Annotated in this window: 6 protein-coding genes and 1 pseudogene; 1 reads left to right on the top strand and 6 read right to left on the bottom strand. The window is 45.7% G+C overall.

Annotated features, from left to right (window positions below; genetic code table 11):
- Nucleotides 1–541: 541 nt before the first annotated feature.
- The gene (locus STRCR_RS11390) at nucleotides 542–2962 is read left to right on the top strand and encodes a KxYKxGKxW signal peptide domain-containing protein (RefSeq protein ID WP_004226453.1); all 2421 of its coding nucleotides are present in this window, start codon (nucleotides 542–544) and stop codon (nucleotides 2960–2962) included.
- 212 nt (nucleotides 2963–3174) lie between these two features.
- On the opposite strand, the pseudogene STRCR_RS08630 reads toward STRCR_RS11390, so the two are convergent.
- The 6 genes and pseudogenes from STRCR_RS08630 to pheS form a co-directional block, all read right to left on the bottom strand.
- Nucleotides 3175–5970, bottom strand: a pseudogene (locus tag STRCR_RS08630) (cation-translocating P-type ATPase).
- Nucleotides 5971–6289: 319 nt separating this feature from the next.
- Entirely contained in the window at nucleotides 6290–11443 is a 5154-nt protein-coding gene (locus tag STRCR_RS08635) for a GbpC/Spa domain-containing protein (protein WP_004225845.1), read from the bottom strand.
- Between the two features lie 356 nt (nucleotides 11444–11799).
- Nucleotides 11800–15081, bottom strand: a complete 3282-nt coding sequence (locus STRCR_RS08640; RefSeq protein ID WP_004230137.1) for a GbpC/Spa domain-containing protein — start codon at nucleotides 15079–15081, stop codon at nucleotides 11800–11802.
- Nucleotides 15082–15440: 359 nt separating this feature from the next.
- Nucleotides 15441–17846 carry a phenylalanine--tRNA ligase subunit beta gene (gene pheT / locus STRCR_RS08645; protein WP_004228638.1) on the bottom strand — a complete coding sequence of 802 codons (2406 nt, stop codon included), beginning with the start codon at nucleotides 17844–17846 and terminating at the stop codon, nucleotides 15441–15443.
- Nucleotides 17847–17902: 56 nt separating this feature from the next.
- Nucleotides 17903–18424, bottom strand: coding sequence for a GNAT family N-acetyltransferase (locus STRCR_RS08650; RefSeq protein WP_004227752.1), 522 nt, complete (start codon nucleotides 18422–18424; stop codon nucleotides 17903–17905).
- 20 nt (nucleotides 18425–18444) lie between these two features.
- The gene (gene pheS, locus STRCR_RS08655) at nucleotides 18445–19488 is read right to left on the bottom strand and encodes a phenylalanine--tRNA ligase subunit alpha (protein WP_040805026.1); all 1044 of its coding nucleotides are present in this window, start codon (nucleotides 19486–19488) and stop codon (nucleotides 18445–18447) included.
- Between the last annotated feature and the right edge of the window lie 9 nt (nucleotides 19489–19497).

The following is a 19497-nucleotide window of genomic DNA, read 5'->3' on the forward strand; positions in this document are numbered from 1 at the left end:
TGTTCTCTCATCGTTTTTCGTATTATAGGTTAGTATAGCAAAAAATTCTGACAATTTCAACAGCAAAAATAGTTTTCTGACAATTTACTGAGTATTTATTGCCGCCACTCTTCACCCCTTGATAAAATAGCAACACCAGTGACCTGATGATCGAGGGTGGGTCCCATAAAAATAAGGACAATCGGGAAGATTCAATAGTACAAAATGCGTACATTGCAGATAGTATGGCAACTTATATTGCAGAAAAACGTTAGGTTACTGTATGGTATAGCCTCGCCTAAAGGAGGCTATGCCTCCCAGCACCTATTCAAACATGAGTTCCTACTATTTTTGTTAAAATTTTCTTTATCATCAGTCCCCAAATTTGAAGACGGACCAGTCCTGCCTAAAACTTATTAACTGTTATTGTAAACGTTTCCATCTAGTGATATAATAATTTTGAGAAAGCTTTAATGTTTATAAACCAAGCTGCTGATAGCTTGGTTGGACATAAGACATGCTGTTAGAGCTTTTCTCTTCAGCCATTAGAAGGAGGCTAACTATGGAAATCAAACGACGTGTAAAAATGCACAAGGTCAAAAAACACTGGGTAGCCATCGCAACGATGGTAGTGATGCTGACTGGTCTGGGAGCTGTGAGAGTCAGTGCAGATCAAGCGACAGCTCCTGTAAGCAATTCTGTTCCAAGCAATCAAGCGAGAGACGAAAATCTTGCTGAAGCGACTGAAACTAGTTCCATCACTGATGGTAAAACTGCTGAAACGACAGCAGCACCTGAGGCTAAGTCTCAGGTGCAAGGAGGTATTGAAAATACTGTTCCAGAAGGTGCTCAGTCTGCTTCTGCCGAGGGAGAGCAACAAGAAGTTACCGACAAGAGCGCTGAAAGCTCTACAGTTGATGCTAATACCGGGGCGGCAGCTGTTTCAGACTCTAACAGTTCAGAAATTTCAGAAGCCAATTCTGACGCTGACTTGTCTAAACATCAGAAAGATCAGAACAGTTCTGAAACAGTTAATGAGAACTCTCCATTCGACCAAAACGCTCGAATGGATACTGAGAACACGGCCATCACAGCACCTGCTGCCGCTGGCTGGTACAAAGGGGATAGCGGTAAATTTTACAGTGACAGCAACGGTCAAAACCTAATCGGCTTCCAAACGATTGATGGTCTTCTCTATTATTTCCAAGATAATGGACAACTGGTTGAAAACCAATTCTTCACACCTGACCATGGATCAACTTGGTACTGTGCTGATGAAACTGGCCAACTTCTGACAGGATTGAGAACTTTTCAAGGGAATACCTACTTCTTTAGGCCAGATGGTTCTCAGGTCAAGGGAGCTTATGCCGAAGTCGATGGAAATTGGTACTATCTTGATAAAGATAACGGTCAGCCGTTAAAATCTTGGCAAACCATCGATGGTACCAAACGTTACTTTGACGATAATGGTGTCCAAGCTAAGAACATTGATAAGACAATCGACGGCCTGCTCTATCATTTTGACGATAACGGCAATCCATCGGGTAACCAAAATGAAGAACACCCTAGCATCACTGGCCATTTTGAAAGGTCTGACAATGGCTACGGTCACGTCTTTATTGATGATAAAACTGGCCAGAAGGTCAGCGGTATTCAGTATATCAACGGTGAGGAATATCATTTTTCAAAAATCTATTATAATAATTTCCTTGTTAAAATTGGCAAAGATGGCAAAGCCTATGATTATCGAGGAGAATTGCTGACCCCTGGTCTTACATTAGATGATGTTTCAGGCTATGTTGATCCTATCTTAATCAATGATGACCATACGCTGGCGCGCAACAAACTTTATTGGGGTTCTATTAACTATCATCCACTGCGGCCCCACCTTGGCGATATTAAAACAGGCTACCTCTATTTTGACCAAGAGGGGTATGCCGTTAGAGACAAGTTAATAACCGTTGACGGTAAGACCTACTACTTCAGTCAAGACGGTTTTGCCATTACCAACAGCAGCCAGACTATTGATGGTAAGACCTACTACTTTAATGAAGACGGTAATCCCATCACCAGCCAATATAAAGAAATAGGGGGCAATTGGTACTATTTTAACAAAGAAGGTCACATGTTAACCGGCTGGCAGATCATTGATAATACCCAGCGCTATTTTGATAAAGACGGCGTACAGGCCAAAAATGGCGATTACACTATTGATGGTACCCTCTATCACTTCGATGCCGATGGCAATCCATCATCTGGTAAGCAAAATGAAGAACACCCTAGCATCACCGGTCATTTTGAAATGTCCAGCAATGGTTACGGTCACGTCTTTATTGATGATAAAACTGGCCAAAAGGTCAGCGGCGTTCAGTATATCAACGGCGAGGAATACCATTTTTCAAGACTTTATTATAATAATTTCCTCGTTAAAATTGGCAAAGATGGTAAGGCCTATGATTATCGGGGAGAATTGCTGACCCCTGGTCTTAAATTAGACGATGTTTCAGCTAATGTTGATCCTATCTTAATCAATGATGACCATACGCTGGCGCGCAACAAACTTTATTGGGGTTCCATTAACTATCATCCACTGCGGCCCCACCTTGGCGATATTAAGACCGGTTACCTCTATTTTGACCAAGAGGGTTATGCCATTAGAGAGAAACTGGTGACAGTCGATGGTAAGACCTACTACTTCGGTCAGGACGGTTTTGCCATTACCAACAGCAGCCAGACTATTGATGGTAAGACCTACTACTTTAATGAAGACGGTAACCCTATCACCAGCCAATATAAAGAAATAGGGGGCAACTGGTATTACTTTGACAGGGAAACTGGTCAAGCACTGACTGGCTGGCAAACCATTGATAATACCCAGCGCTATTTTGATAAAGACGGCGTGCAGGCTAAAAATGGAGACTATACTATTGATGGTACCCTCTATCACTTCGATGCCGATGGCAATCCCAGTCGCATAGACTAATTCTGATTAGTTCCTTCTTCCGCTTTAGATAGATACTAAAGAAGCCCCGATTCCAGATGGAGTCGGGGCCGTTTTTTATGGACAAGCCTTTATGAACACCTTTGAAACTCAAAATGCTACACTGTTGGCTTCGCCATGCTCCACTTTAGGATACAAACTAGGCTTGACTTATTTTCCACAGACTACCTGCGGCTTTTCTCCTACTCCTAGTTTCATTTTGATTTTCTTTGAGAATGAGTGCTGTATCTTTGACGCAGCCAAGCTTTTCTGATTTCTTCAATCAGGAAGATTGGAATTGGACAGAGTATGAGGATACCCCATTCTAAGCTGGAGATTGGCGCAGTGTTAAAGAGACCATTGAGGAAAGGAATATAAGCCAAAAGGCTAAAGAGGAGGATTTCGAGGGCCAGACCCAAGTTGATGGTACGGTTAGTAAAGAAACCTCGCTTAAAAATGGACTGACTCTGGGTCCGACAGTTCATCACCTGACCAATTTGGCAAAAGATGATAGCGCCCAGAGTCATAGTGGTTGCTTCCCGGTAGAGCTCTCCGCTTGCAGGCAGGTCCGTTAAACTTTGACCGTGCAGGGCAAAAACCGCAAAGAAGGCAAGCATCGCTACTAGGGCCTCCATACCACCATACCAGAGAAAGGATTTTACTAGCATCTTAGGATTGATGAGGCGATCAGTCTTGGCTCGGGGCGGCTGGTTCATAATACCTTCTTCCGGCTGTTCAACGCCCAATCCCAAGGCAGGCATCATATCACTCCCTAGGTCTATAGCTAGAATTTGCATAACGCTCAAAGGCAGAGGGACAAGACCTTTAGAAAAGAGAAAGACCGCCGATGGCACCGCTTCAGAAGTGTTACTATTAAAGATATAGCTGAGGAATTTGCGCAAGTTACTATAAATGGCTCGACCTTCTTCAATGGCTCTAACGATGGAGGTGAAGTGGTCATCCGTCAGAATCATATCCGCCGATTCCTTGGCCACATCGGTACCGGTAATCCCCATAGCTACACCGATATCAGCCTTTTTGAGTGCAGGGGCATCATTGACCCCGTCTCCTGTGACGGCGACAACATGGCCCAGCGCTTGCAAGTTAGTGACAATGCGGAATTTTTGTTCCGGAGCAATCCGAGCAAAGATCACTTCGTCCTTGAGCGCTTCTTGCAGATCAGCATCGGACATATCCGCTAAAATCCGACCGCTGATAACCCGCGGTTGTTCAGTTTTAACGATACCGATGCTCTTAGCAATGCTGACAGCGGTCAGGTCGTAGTCACCTGTCATCATGATAATCCGAATATCGGCCGCATGACATTTGGCAACAGCTTCTTTGACGCCTTCACGAGGAGGGTCTTGCATGACCAAGAGCCCCATGAAAATCATATCTTTTTCAGTAGTGTCGATGGTGGCAGCTGCAATGCTTGATTCGTCATCATAAAGCCGACAGGCTAGGGCCAAGACCCTCAGACCTTTTTGCGCATAGGCATCGTTGGCTCTCAGGATGGTTGATTTTTCCCGCTGGCCCAACACTCTAATCTGACCATTTTCACGCACATAGGGACTGAGTTCTAAGATTTCTTTTGGCGCCCCCTTGGTAAAGGAGGCTGTCGCCTTGCCATCAATAGCCTCTGCAAGATGGTTAAAGGTGGTCATCCGCTTGCGATCTGAATCAAAAGGGAGTTCCTTAATCCGATAATTTTCGGATTCATTGTCCGATAAATCAATCCCAGCCTTTTGAGCAGCCACTTCCAAGCAGGCTTCCGTTGGATCCCCCAGAACCGTATAGTTAGGATTATCAGCATTGGGGTTGCTGATTTTAGCATTACTGCAGAGAGTTGCGCCTCGCAGGAGCCAATTGAGGTCGGTGTCTTGTGCTGCTCTAACCTCTTGACCATGAAGGAGAACCTGACCAACGGGCGCATAGCCCAGACCTGTTAATTTATACTCTTTCTTAAGGGTCCAGAGGTTGTGGACAGTCATTTCATTTTTGGTTAAAGTCCCCGTCTTATCTGAACAGATGACCGAGGTTTCTCCCAGTGTTTCAACAGATGAGAGCTTCTTGACCAGGGCATTCTGCTTAGCCATTCTTTGTACGGCCATAGCTAAGGATAAGGTAATAGTGGGCAAGAGGCCTTCCGGAATGAAGGCGACAATCATGCCCAAAGAGAAGATAAAGGCTTTAGCCATAGGCTCTTTGACAAAGAAGACAGAGGCGATAAAGAAGAAAATACCAACACTCATGGCAATGAGGGAAATCTGTTTGGTCAGACGATCCACTTCCTTTTACAGAGGGCTCTTTTCATCAGCCACTGTCTGGGTCAAGTCAGCAATTTTACCAAATTCCGTCTGCATGGCAATCTTGGTGACCGCAACTCGGGCCGAACCATTGGCAACTGTCGTTCCTGCAAAAACTAGATTGTCAGCTTCTAGAGCTGTGACATCACTATCGGTAACAACCTTGGCATTCTTGCGGACGGGATTGGATTCCCCTGTCAGGGCTGACTGGTTGACCTGCAGATCAGTTGAGAGGATGATTCGAGCATCGGCCGAAATCTTATCCCCTTCTTCAATTAGGAGAATGTCACCTGGCACCAGATCCTCAGCCAGAATCTTTTGCTCAATCCCATCACGGACAACTCGAGCATAGGAAGGCAGCATATTTTTCAGAGCTTCAGTTGCTTTTTGAGCTCGATTTTCTTGGATGAAACTAAAGACACCATTGATAACATTGACTAACCAAATAGCAATTCCCAGCTCAAAGGTTCCTGAGAGAATGGCCACCAGACCGCCCACCCAGAGGAGGATGGCCATTAGACTGGTGAAATTCTTGAGAAACTTAAGCAGCTTGGATTCCTGCTTGCCGCTGGCCAAAAGGTTTTTGCCGTATTGGCTTTGCCTTTGGCTGACCTCTTCATTATAAAGTCCTGTTTGCCGGGTCGCTAAGCTTTGGTAAAGCTCTTCCGTCGAGAGACTTTGATAGTTATACGATTGGTCACTCATGTAACCGCCTTCTTTCTAATTACACCTACATTTTAGCACTATTTGGAAAAAATGGAAGAAAAACCTGAAAAGAAATTAATGCTTTCATCTATTGTAAAAGAGAGGACTTCAACCCTCTCTTTTATCGTTTTTTATTAGACTTGTTCAAAAACTAAGGCATTTTATAATTGATAAGGCCACCATTCAGCTCAGTTTAACCATTTTAAATGTTCTGAGTAAAATTTCAGGACTTTTCGTATCCAGTTTTCATGACACTAGCATACCATTTTGGGTTACCGAACAAGTCTATTGGAAAATCTTATCTAAAATTTGTTCAGGCTTAATCTTCCTCACGCTTTTTCAATGAACCAAGCAGGGTTGCAGCCGCAAAGGCTGTCATACCTATACCAAAGACAGCCAGTCCATAGCTATTGCTATCACCAGTCTGTGGCAGCGTCTTTTCAGATGTCACAGATGCTGGGGCCGGATCAGCCGCTTTTACAGGAATGACAGGTTCCTTAGGCGCCGGTTTTTCTGGTTTAGGATCCTTGAATGTTTCAACTATCAAATTTTTGTGCCATTTCACAGAAATTTGTTTGCGTTCCGGAGACTCTGGTATTTCTGGAATGTCTACAGTTGGTTTGTAGTTTGGTTCTGCTGGTGGGGTTGGAGGGGTGGGCTCTGAACCTGGATCAGCCGGTACTTCTACAATGTCGTATTTTGGTGGCGTTGGCGGGGTCGGCGGCGTCGGCTCGTCTGGCACTGATGGCACATCTACCATCGGCTTCATTTCTGGTGCGCTCGGCGGCGTCGGTGGCGTCGGCTCGTCTGGCACAGACGGAACGTCTACCATCGGCTTCACATCTGGCGCCGTTGGGGGCGTCGGTGGCATGGGATTATCTGGGACAGACGGAACGTCTACCTCTGGCTTCACGTCTGGTGCGCTTGGTGGCGTCGGTGCAGTTGGTTCGTCTGGCACTGATGGCACATCTACCATCGGCTTCACGTCTGGTGCTGCTGGTGGCGTCGGTGGCGTGGGTTCATCTGGGACAGACGGAACGTCTACCTCTGGCTTCACGTCTGGCGCGCTTGGTGGAGTCGGTGCAGTTGGTTCGTCTGGCACTGATGGCACATCTACCATCGGCTTCACGTCTGGTGCTGCCGGGGGCGTCGGTGGTGTGGGCTCATCCGGTACTGATGGCACATCTACCATCGGCTTCACGTCTGGTGCTGTTGGCGGGGTCGGCGGGGTTGGTTCGTCTGGCACTGATGGCACATCTACCATTGGCTTCACGTCTGGTGCTGCCGGGGGCGTCGGCGGCGTGGGCTCGTCTGGCACTGATGGCACATCTACCATTGGCTTCACGTCTGGTGCACTCGGTGGAGTCGGTGGAGTCGGCTCGTCTGGCACTGGTGGAAGATCCAACTTCGGTGTTGGAATCACTGGTGTTGGTGGGGTCGGCTCTACTGGAGGCGTCGGCACATCGGGAACTGTAACAGTTGGTTTATCCCTTGGTTCCGCCGGCGGCGTTGGCGCTGTTGGCTCTGTCGGTGGCGTCGGTACATCAACTATTTTTGGCGTTGGCGGAGCTGGGGGCGTTGGTTTTTCTGGTGCCTTTGGCTCTTCTCCTGGATCCTTAGGGAAACCGACATTTGAGTTAATCGCGAACCAGTAAACGGTCGGTTGAGCTTCTGCATTGGCGCCTGCTGCTGTAAAGACCAGATGACCATCAGTCATCTTAACTCCTGCACCACCATAGTAGAGGTAAGGCGAATCTGCATCGTCCCAACCACGTAAGGTAGGTGTCGTTTCACCATTAAAGACAGCACCATTTTCAATATACTGGTTATCTTTTTCTGATGTTACTTCCTTAGTGGCAGGATTATAGGTAACACTTGAGTTTGGAATAGCGATAAATTCTTTATTTCCAATATTAACAAACTCTTGATGCTCGATCGTTTGGAATTTCTTCTTAGGGGTAAAGCTAATCAATCCTGTCGCCTGATCAACCACGTAGGTCCCAAGAATGTCATCCTGATCCCCAAATTTGTATTCCTCAAGACCTGTTGAATGGCCATTTCCGCCACCTGAAGCATAGACAGAATTTCCAAATACAGTCGTTTCTTTTTCGACAGCCCAGCCTTGTCCATTCCAGCCAGCTTTCTGGGCAATAATCTTAAGTGGATTAGACTCTGAAATATTAACCGTCTTGCCGCCAAAATCAGCATAACCTGACTTGATAACTGGGGCACCATTATTAAGATTTGGTGAACTGCCATCCGCATAAGGATTCCAGGTGCCGCGAACCGTATTGCCATCAACATCCTTGGCTTCTACAACGAGTTCACGCGGTTTATCAGAGCCATTGGCATAAGCAGCTCCCTTCCAGTGGTTGAGAGAGTTCAATGCAACGATAGCCTTGCGCTGAGAGAGATCATACATCTGACCATTGTTATCGTAGAACTCAATATCTACTGCAACCTTAATCGACTCTCCTGGCTTATCGGTTGACGCTCCGACTGTTAGAGTAATGGTCGGATCAGCATCCACTTTAGCAATTCCTTTGCCATCGTATGATGGCAGGTTGAGAATTTCATAGCGATAGATGACGCGACTGATGTCACGCTCGACACCATCAACAATCATCTTAGACTTAGAGAGACCATCGTAGGTGACAGAGAACTTATCCCCAACTTTAATGTTTAACCATTCAGCTTCGTTATTGGCATAAGGACTTGTACTAACAACGTCACCTGCTTGAAGTTTGTTAGATTCGTACTGTTTAACTCCACCATCATTAGCCAAGCGCTGTTGGGCATCCCGAGTCACATAGGCACTAATACCATCAATTTTATGAGTGGCACTAGGCTCACGTAAGAAGGTCAGCTCTTGAGTCGCTTGAACTTGAGTTAGGCCAGTATCAGCTAAAAACTTATCGTAAGCTTCTTTAGCATTCTCATACTGTTTCAAAGCAGTCTCATACTCTAAAAGCTTGGTATTATAATCAATAGTGTCCTTTTCAAACTGAGCCTTGTCAGTATTATATTTGGCTTCAGCTTCAACATTAGCCTTGTCCGCTGCCGCTTTTTCAGCTGTTTTAGCATCAAATTCAGCCTTATCAGCATCATACTTAGCTTTAGCCTGATCATACTCGGCCTTTTTAACATCATACTCCGCTTTAGCTGTATTATAGGCATCCCTTGCTGCCTGATTTTCTGCTGTGATTTGAGCATTCGTTGCTTCTGCAGCGGCTTTAGCAGCAAGCGCTTGATTATAAGCCGCAAGATCTTTTTGATACTGCGCTTTAGTAGCCTCATAGGCAGAAACAGCCTTTTCATAGGCGGATTGCGCGGCGGCGTTATCGGATTGAATCTGTTGGTTTTGTGCTTCTGCGGCTGCCTTGTCTGCTACAGCCTTATCATAAGCCGCTTTGTCTTGTTCATACTGAGCCTGCGCGGCTTGATAAGCTGTTTGCGCTTGTTCGTAGGCAGTTTGCGCTGCGGTATTATCAGCTTGGATTTGGCGGTTGTGCGATTCTGCAGCTGCCTTAGCAGCTACTGCCTTATCGTAAGCCGCTTTGTCTTGTTCATATTGAGCCTGCGCGGCTTGATAAGCTGTTTGCGCTTGTTCATAGGCGGATTGCGCGGCGGCGTTGTCCGTTTGGACTTGGCGGTTGTGCACTTCCGCGGCTGCCTTGTCTGCTACAGCCTTATCATAAGCCGCTTTGTCTTGTTCATATTGAGCCTGCGCGGCTTGATAAGCTGTTTGCGCTTGCTCATAGGCGGATTGCGCGGCGGCGTTGTCTGATTGAACTTGGCGGTTGTGCACTTCCGCGGCGGTCTTATCCGCTACCGCTTTATCATAAGCCGCCTTGTCTTGTTCATACTGAGCCTGCGCGGCTTGATAAGCTGTTTGCGCTTGTTCATAAGCAGCCTGTGCGGCAGCGTTATCCGTTTGGATTTGGCGGTTGTGCACTTCCGCAGCTGCCTTAGCAGCTACCGCCTTATCATAGGCAGCCTTGTCTTGTTCGTACTTGGCTTGAGCTGCTTGGTAGGCGGCCTGCGCTTGTTCGTAAGCTCTTTGAGCCGCTGCATTATCCGTTTGGATTTGGTGATTGTGCGCTTCTGCGGCGGCCTTGTCCGCCACGGCCTTATTATAAGCAGCCTTGTCTTGTTCGTACTTGGCTTGAGCTGCTTGGTAAGCAGCCTGTGCTTGTTCGTAGGCAGATTGCGCGGCGGCGTTGTCTGATTGAACTTGGCGGTTTTGTGCTTCCGCGGCGGCTTTATCCGCCACCGCCTGATCATAGGCAGCCTTATCTTGCTCGTACCGAGCTTGAGCTGCTTGGTAAGCAGCTTGCGCTTGCTCATAAGCAGTCTGAGCTGCAGCGTTATCCGTTTGGATTTGGCGGTTTTGTACTTCCGCGGCGGCTTTATCCGCTACCGCCTGATCATAGGCAGCCTTGTCTTGCTCGTACTTGGCTTGTGCTGTTTGGTAAGCAGTTTGTGCTTGTTCGTAAGCGGATTGCGCTGCAGCGTTATCTGCCTGCGTTTGCGTGTTTTGCGCTTCCGCGGCTGTCTTAGCGGCTACCGCCTTATCGTAAGCCGCCTTGTCTTGCTCGTACTTGGCTTGAGCGGCTTGGTAAGCAGTTTGCGCTTGCTCATAGGCGGCTTGAGCGGCTGCATTATCCGATTGAATTTGTTGGTTGGTTGCTACAGCCTGATCATGTGCTGCTTTGGTAGATTCATAAAATGATTTCGCAGCTTCATATTTAGTTTGTTCGTCGTTGTAAACTTGAAGAGCTGATTCATAAGCTGCTTTAGCGTCAGCATTGCGAGCATCAGCTTTGGCTTTTTCAGCAACTGCTGCTTCGTAAGTTGCTTTAGCAGTGTCATACGATGCCTTAGCCATTTCATATTGAGCAAGATCGCTATCATACTGAGCTTTCGCTTGCTCATAGGCGGATTGCGCGGCGGCGTTATCTGCTTGGATTTGAGTATTTGTTGCTATCGCTGCTTCGTTTGCTTTTACAGCTGCTTCATACTCAGCCTGTTTTTGAGCATAGTCAGCATCTGCAGCTTTTTGGGCTTCAGTAGCTGTCTTCACTTCTTGAACCTGCGCTTGATTGTCAGCTGCAGCTGCTTCAGCAGACGGTTGAACTTGGGGCTCAGTCTCTTCCACCTGAACACCCGCTTGTTCAGCCTTGGTTTTGGCATCCTCTAAGGCAGATGAGGTCACTTGACTCGTCACAGTTGTCGTATCATCTTCCTTTTCTACAGAAACTACGCTAGTCGTTTCCTGATCAGCAGCCGCCGAACTTACTCCCATGTCGGCCGTACTGCTAGTCGGCTGGCTTGTACCAGATCCAGAATTACCTGCCGTTTCATCAGCCAATACAGTAGGGGCACTAAGGACAAAGACAGCTGTCCCAAGTAAGACAGACGCCGCACCAAAACTGTATTTTCTGATAGAAAAACGTTGTGCATTTTTTTCCATTTGAAAATTTTCCTCCAAAATTATTCATCTCTCTCGCACTTAAAGTTTTAGAAAATTTAAACACGCAATTTAGATTATAACACAGTAATTTGTTACTACAAATTAATTTGACTTAAAAAATACTGTATTGAAAAGAAATGAAAGCGCTTATAAGAAAATAACTTTTCTACTTTAATATTCAGAAATATTATCAAATGCTATCCGTGATGAAGTTTGATTTATTGCTTGGTGCCTATCCAATAAAAAAAGAGAAGATCCGAAGATCTTCCCTCAAATTTATCATGATATGAACTCAGGAAGGGTGGGCTGAGTTCGATCTAGATAAATAATTGACAAATTAGGTTGGAACTGATGGTTTAGTTTTCTTTGCGCTTCATCGCACCAAGCATCGTTATGATGGAGAAGGCAATAATACCGGCACCGAAGACGGTCACACCATAGCTGTTGCTATCACCAGTCTGAGGCAGAGCTTTTTCTGCAGCCGGTTGCGGCTGAGCAGGTTTTGGATTTTCTGACTTGACCGGTTGTACAGATTTTGGTGGGGTGTTTGGAACTGTTGGAGGGGTTGGAACTCCTGGTTTAGGAGTCTTCACGCTTTCAACAATGATGTTCTTATGCCATTTCACTGAAGGTTTTGTTGGCGGGGTTGGCTCATTTGGAACCTCAACAGAAATCGTCTTAGGTGGCTGAGGAGGATTAGGAAGGGTCGGAGCTTTTGGCTCGTTTGGCTTCTTAGGAACAACCACTGTTATGGTCTTAGGTTTTGTTGGCGGTACTGGGGCAGTCGGTGGGGTTGGCTTATGTGGCTCACCTGGGACCTCAATTGTTGTCATCTTAGGTGGTTCTGGAGCTACTGGCGGCGTTGGGGCAGTTGGCTCATGTGGTTCACCTGGGACTTCAATTATTGTCATCTTAGGTGGTTCTGGAGCTACCGGTGAGGTTGGTGGGGTTGGCTCATGTGGTTCACCTGGAACTTCGACGATAACCTTCTTTGGTGGAGTTGGCGGAGTCGGCGCCTTAGGTTTTGGTGGCTCTTCTCCTGGATTCTTAGGATAACCAACAGTGGAGTTAATGGCAAACCAGTAGATCGTTGGCGCACCCACGGCATTGGCACCTTTAGCCGTAAAGACAAGGTGACCATTTGTCATCCGCATACCAGCACCACCGTAATAGAGGTAAGGTGAGTCTTCATTATCCCAGCCTGGAAGTGTGGAAGTCGATTCCCCATTAAAGACCGCACCATGCTCAATGTATTGATTATCAGCTTGAGAGGTTACTTCATGGGTATTAGGATCATAAGTAACACTTGAGTTTGGAATAGCAATATATTGGTTATCCCCAATATTAACAAACTCTTGGTGTTCAACATTTTGGAATTTTTTCTTAGGTACGAAGGTAATCAGACCAGTTTCAGCATCTACATAGTAACTACCGATAACGTCATCTTTTTGAACACCTTCATCCTCATAGGAATAGTTTTGACTTCCGATTGAGTGGGCATTAGCGCCGCCGGATGCTTTAACAGAACTTTCATCAGTGACGGCCTCATTTAAGAGAGTTTCGAGGCTGTTTGGAGCAACAGAATAGCTTTGAGTCACAATTTTGAGTGGGTTATTGGCAGAAATAATGACAGTCTTGCCACCGAAGTCAGCATAGCCGGACTTCGTTTGGACTTCACCATTCTTGATATCTGGGTGACTGCCATCGGCATAAGGATTCCAAGTACCGCGGACGGTATTGCCTTCGGTATCCCGAGCTTCAACTGTCAAGGCACGCGGATTATCTTCCCCAGATACATAGGCTGCACCAGTCCAGTGGTTAAGTGAATTGAGGGCCACAATAGCTTTACGCTTGGTCAAATCATATTTTTGACCATTCTTGTCATAGAACTCAATATCAACGGTAACCTTAACGGCTTTATCAGGATCATCAGTTGAAGCACCAACAGTCAAGGTAACAGTTGGGTCGTTGCTTACTTTAGCAATACCTGCCTTGTTAAATGATGGCAATTCATCAATACTATAGTGATAGATAACCTTATTAATGTCCTGCGGAACACCTTCGATAATCATCTTGGATTGAGACAGGCCATCGTAAGTGACAGTAAACTTATCACCTTCTTTGACTTGCAGCCATTCGTTGTCCTTATTACCATAAGGACTATTAGTAACAACATCGCCTTCTTTAATTTCATTTGAACGGTATTGATTAACAGCGCTTGTTCCAATGCGTTTTTGTGCTTCAGGTGTCAGGTAAGTATTGATACCTTCAATGGTGTGAACCGCATCTTTTTCACGCTCAAAAATCAATTCTTGAGCGGCTTGAGTTTCTGTCAGATTGTGGTCAGCTAGGAATTTATCGTAAGCATCCTTAGAGTTTTTCCAATGTTCATATTTGGTTTGGTATTCAGCCAATTGATGCTCATATTGGGCCCTGGCTTGATTATAAGCTTCCTTAGCCTGATTGTATTTTGCTTCATTTTCAGCATTGATCTTTTCCGCTGCTGCTTTCTCAGCTAACTTGCTGTCGTAGGTCGACTTGGCGGAATCGTACTTAGCCTTATCTTGCTGGTACTTAGCCAAGTCTTGATCGTACTTGGCCTTAGCTTGATCATAAACCGCTTTTTCTTGGTCATACTTAGCCTTGGCAGCTGCATTAGCCTTATCAGCTGCTGCTTTTTCAGCTAGTTTACTGTCGTAGGTCGACTTGGCGGAATCGTACTTAGCCTTATCTTGCTGGTACTTAGCCAAGTCTTGATCGTACTTGGCCTTAGCTTGATCATAAACCGCTTTTTCTTGGTCATACTTAGCCTTGGCAGCTGCATTAGCCTTATCAGCTGCTGCTTTTTCAGCTAGTTTACTGTCATAAGTAGCCTTGGCGGAATCATATTTTTTCTTGTCCGCATTATATTGAGCAAGCGCTGAATCATAGTCGGCCTTAGCAGCATTGTAAGCTTGCATTTCTTGGTCATACTTGAGCTTGGCAGCAGCATTGGCCTTATCAGCCGCTTCTTTTTCTGCCAGACTCACTTCGTATTGAATCTTTTGTTGAGCGTACGTTGCTTTGTCAATATTGTACTGAGCAAGGGCAGCATCGTAAGCAGCCTTATCTTGATTGTACTGAATCATAGCCGCATCGTAGGCACCTTTAGCTTGGGCATTTAACTTATCGGCTGCCGCTTTTTCAGCTGATTTGCTATCATACTCAGCTTTGGCTTTTTCATAAGCAGCTTGTTGAGTTTGATAGTCAGTTACCGACTTGTTGATTGCCTCTGCTTGCGCCTTGTTATCAGCATCAGCAGCTTCAACAGAAGGTTGGACCTTCGCCTCAGTTTCCTCAGCAGGGACATTAGCCTTTTGTGCATTTTCCTTAGCCGTTTCCAATTCAGGTGATGTTACTTCTTTAGTCGTTGTAGTGGTATCACCAACAGTCGTCTGATTAATCACCTTAGTTTGCGGACCAGCTTGATTCGCTGCTACTTCCGCAGAAGAACCAGCGTTATCAGCGGCTGGGACAGTCGAATTTTCGTCTGCCAGGGCAGTCGTTGCCGAAAGGGCAAAGGCTGCGGTTCCCAGCAAAACAGACGCTGCTCCAAAGCTATACTTGCGGATGGAATAGCGTTGAGAATGTTTTTCCATGTAATCTTTCCTCCCAGAAATTCTTTCCCTGTATTTAATAGATTAGAACCTTTAAATACTAATTAGTATTATAACAAAAAAATTACAATGAGCCAAACTATTCTGCTATTCAAATTATTTTTCGGAAAACTTTATGTTACTCAAAACCCAGTAGAATAGGGCTTTGAGTTATTTTCCTAGCTTAAAAATTTCTTTTTATAAAAACCAGGGTTGCTGGATTTTTGTCTGTTTTCTGAAAACTTTCATGTTTTTCTTGTGTCCTTATTCAGAATTTTCTCATTAGCATTTGAAAATTTAGAAATAGAAAAAATCTAGCCTTGATAACAAAACTATCTTAGCTAGATTTTTTTTAGGTTCTCTTAACGCACTTCTGCTGAAACTTTTTCAGTCAGGGCCTTAGTAATTTTTTCCATATACTTAGCCACTTCTTCGTCAGTCAAGTTATCGCTTGGATTTTGGAAGGTCAGGCTGTAGGCCATAGACTTCTTACCATGCGCAATGTTGTGGCCAGCATAGACATCAAAGAGTTTGATCTTAATCAGCCGTTTGACGCCAGCTCCTTGAATAGCATCGAGGATGGCTTGGTGGCTGACAGCTTGATCGACCAAAAGTGCTATATCACGGGAAACACTTGGGAATTTGGGAATTTCCACAAAGGCAGAAGCCGGTTGTAATTTATTCTGGACAGCTGTCAAATTGATTTCTGCCACATAGGTTTCAGGAATACCGTAGTCTTTCGCTACTTCTGGGTGGATTTGGCCAACAAAACCAAGGGGCTGACCATCTAAGATGAGGCTGGCAGTTCGGCCAGGGTGCATGGCAGCTAAGCCTGATTCTGCTACAAACTCAACCGATAAATCCAATTTAGCAAAGAGAGTTTCTAAGATTCCCTTGACATAGAAGAAATCGACTGGCTGAGCCTCTGTCTGGAAATCCTTTTCTGCCACCAGACCCGTCACTGCTAGGGCAAAGGTATCCAACTCGGTCGGGAGGTCTGCTTTTGGATTGCCCTTCTGTTCAAAGACCTTTCCAATTTCATAGATAGCTATATCCTTATTCTTACGGGCAACATTGTAGGCAATGGTATCCAACATACCAGCTACAATGTTTTGCCGTAAAGCTGAACGTTCAATGGACATCGGCCACATGAGTTCGGTCACATTGGTAGGATTTTGTGTGAATTGAACGGCTTTTTCCGGTGTTGTTAAAGCGTAGGAAATGATTTCAGAGAGACCTGCACCTTCGGCAATAGTCCGCACCCTGCGCCGAAGTTTTTGAGTGCTGGTTAATTCTCCCGCTGTTCCTGCAGCTTCAGGCAGGGTAGTTGGTAATTTATCGTAACCGTAGATCCGAGCGATTTCTTCAACCAAATCAGCCTGAATAGCAATATCCCAACGGCGACGAGGGACAGTAACGGTGAAGCGTTCTTCATTGCCGGCTACTGGGAAATCCAGTTTGGCAAAGATATCTTGGATGTCAGCCATGGTCAGTTGGGTTCCCAAGCGAACATTGACATAATCCAAACTGGTTGAAACTTGGACGGGTTCTGTTGGCAAGCTGCCTGCTTCCACTTGACCAGCTAGGGTTTGACCACCGGCCAATTCGTCCAGCATGGCCGCTGCATAATCGAGAGCTTGACCAACTGTGTCATAGTTAATACCTTTTTCAAAGCGGGAAGAACTTTCAGAACGCAGGTTGAGACGAGAGCTGGTCTTACGGATGGATTGACCATCAAAGACAGCAGCTTCGAGGACAACGGTCTGACTAGCAGAATCAATTTCAGTTGACTGACCGCCCATAACACCAGCTAAGGCTACCGCCTGATCTGCTACGCTGATAACCAAATCATCAGCAGTCAATTCGCGTTCTTCACCATCAAGGGTAACCAATTTTTCACCGGGGCGGGCATCGCGGGCAACAATGGTCTTGTCAGCAAATTTGTCATAGTCAAAAGCATGCATTGGTTGTCCAAAATAGAGAAGGACATAATTGGTCACATCGACCACATTATTAATCGGACGAATACCAGCATTCATGAGCAGGTTCTGCAGCCATTGGGGACTTGATGCAACGGTTACATTTTCAACTACCCGAGCTTTATAAGTCAGAGCTTTATTAGACTCAATGGCAACAGCAATCTTCTCAGCTGCCTTTTGAGCAACTTCGTGCACATCTTTTTCAGAAAAATGTACGGACTTACCATAGATGGCTGCAACTTCGTAAGCAACCCCACGCATAGACAGAGCATCCGCTCGGTTAGGGGTGATGGCCAATTCAATAATCTCATCATCTAAATCCAAGTAGGGGAAGACACTTTCCCCAGGCACTGCCGCTTTAGGTAGTATTTGAATCCCATCGGAAAATTCTTTGGGAACAATGGATTCAGACAGGCCCAGTTCTTGTAGGGAACAAATCATTCCCAGCGATTCCATGCCGCGGATTTTTCCTTTTTTAATCTTGTAATTATCAGCTATGCGGGCACCTGGCAAAGCGACGATAACTTTTTGACCAGCAGCGATGTTTGGAGCACCGCAAACAATCTGACGCGGCTCTTCGTCGCCAGTATCAACTTGACAGAGATGGAGATGGGTATCTGGAACATCTTCACAAGATAAAACATCTCCCACAACGAGTTTAGACAGACCTTCAGCTGGCCTTTCCACACCTTCAACCTCAATCCCTGTCGTTGACATTTTTTCAGCGAGCTCGGCTGTTGTGACATCCACGTCAACCAGCTCTTTTAACCATTTATATGATACAAGCATAATTTCGTTAGCATTTATAGGTCAATCCTAATGACCCATTTTGTGCTTCCCTCCTATTATTTCAGTTTCTTCTTTAAAAGCCAATCCACATCAACCTTATCCTCAGAAACGGAGAAGGCATGTTGGCTAAAGCGCTCAAAGCCGTACTTGGCATAAAACTTTTGTGCCTTGACATTCTTTTCCCAGACCCCTAACCAGGCCCACTCAAAACCAGACTGCTGAGCTTGCTCAAGGGCGTACTCAAAGAGCCTCTTGCCAATACCTTGCCCTTGAAATTCCTGCAGGACATAGAGCCTTTGAATTTCATAGGCCGCATCCAATTCATTTTCTGTCTGGGCAGCTCCCCAATTAGTCTTGAGAAAGCCGGCGGGCTGACCATCCACTTCTGCCAAAATATGCAGGGATTCTGGATTGGCCAGTTCTTGTTTTAAGGTCTCCAGCGAATAAACTTGGGCAAAATACTCTGACAACTGCTGGGGACTATTGTCATGGGCAAAGGTCTGGCGAAAAGTTTCAATTGCCAAAGTTTGCAGAGCCGGTAAGTCAGCCTGCTTAATTTCTCTAAGTTTGAGGGTCATAGGAACCTCCCTAAGCATCTTTATTTGAATTGGGCTGAGAAGCGAACATCACCTTGATAAAAGCCGCGAATATCATTGATACCGTAACGCAGCATGGCAATCCGTTCTTGACCAAGACCAAAGGCAAAGCCTGAATATTTTTCAGAGTCGACGCCAGACATCTCTAAGACACTTGGGTGAACCATTCCGGCACCAAGGATCTCAATCCAACCGGTCTTCTTGCAGACGTTACAGCCTTGACCGCCGCACTTGAAGCAAGAGACATCAACCTCAACAGATGGCTCGGTGAATGGAAAATAGGATGGACGCAGGCGAATCTTGCGGTCTGCTCCGAACATTTTCTGGCTGATCATTTGCAGGGTGCCCTTGAGATCCCCCATGGAAATATTTTCGCCGACAACCAGACCTTCAATTTGATGGAACTGGTGAGAATGGGTAGCATCATCAGTATCGCGACGAAATACACGTCCCGGTGAAATCATCTTGAGCGGTCCCTCAGAGAAATCATGTTGATCCAGAGTGCGAGCTTGGACAGGGCTGGTATGAGTTCTGAGCAAGATGTCTTCAGTGATATAGAAGGTATCCTGCATATCCCGAGCTGGGTGATTCTTAGGCAGATTCATTCGTTCAAAGTTGTAATAGTCACTCTCAACTTCAAATCCATCAACGACTTGAAAGCCCATACCAAGAAAAATATCTTCAATTTCTTCGGATGTTTGCGTCAAGATATGCCGGTTTCCAAGATTAACCTTGCGGCCTGGCAGTGTCACATCCAGTGTTTCTGATTCTAATTGGGCTCGAATCTTAGCAGCTTCAACAATTTTAGCCTGCTCTTCAAAAGCCTGTGTCAGAACATCACGCACCTCGTTAACTTGTTTACCAATAACTGGGCGCATCTCACTTGATAGGTCTTTGAGCCCCTTGAGCAGTTCTGTCAATGATCCCTTCTTACCTAAAACAGCAACCCTCAGGTCTTGCAATTCTTTACTATGATTGCCATTCATTTCTTTGAGCTTAGCCTTGGTTGAGACTTTTAGCTCTTCTAACTGTTTCTGTAAATCCATCTTGAGATT

Source organism: Streptococcus criceti HS-6 (genome assembly GCF_000187975.2).
GTDB classification, from domain to species: Bacteria; Bacillota; Bacilli; order Lactobacillales; family Streptococcaceae; genus Streptococcus; species Streptococcus criceti.

Excerpts from the sequence above, each read along its gene's own strand:
- STRCR_RS08650 (WP_004227752.1), bottom strand. The coding sequence starts at position 18,424 with ATGACCCTCAAACTTAGAGAAATTAAGCAGGCTGACTTACCGGCTCTG.
- pheT (WP_004228638.1), bottom strand. The coding sequence starts at position 17,846 with ATGCTTGTATCATATAAATGGTTAAAAGAGCTGGTTGACGTGGATGTC.
- STRCR_RS08640 (WP_004230137.1), bottom strand. The coding sequence starts at position 15,081 with ATGGAAAAACATTCTCAACGCTATTCCATCCGCAAGTATAGCTTTGGA.
- STRCR_RS11390 (WP_004226453.1), top strand. The coding sequence starts at position 542 with ATGGAAATCAAACGACGTGTAAAAATGCACAAGGTCAAAAAACACTGG.
- STRCR_RS08635 (WP_004225845.1), bottom strand. The coding sequence starts at position 11,443 with ATGGAAAAAAATGCACAACGTTTTTCTATCAGAAAATACAGTTTTGGT.
- pheS (WP_040805026.1), bottom strand. The coding sequence starts at position 19,488 with ATGGATTTACAGAAACAGTTAGAAGAGCTAAAAGTCTCAACCAAGGCT.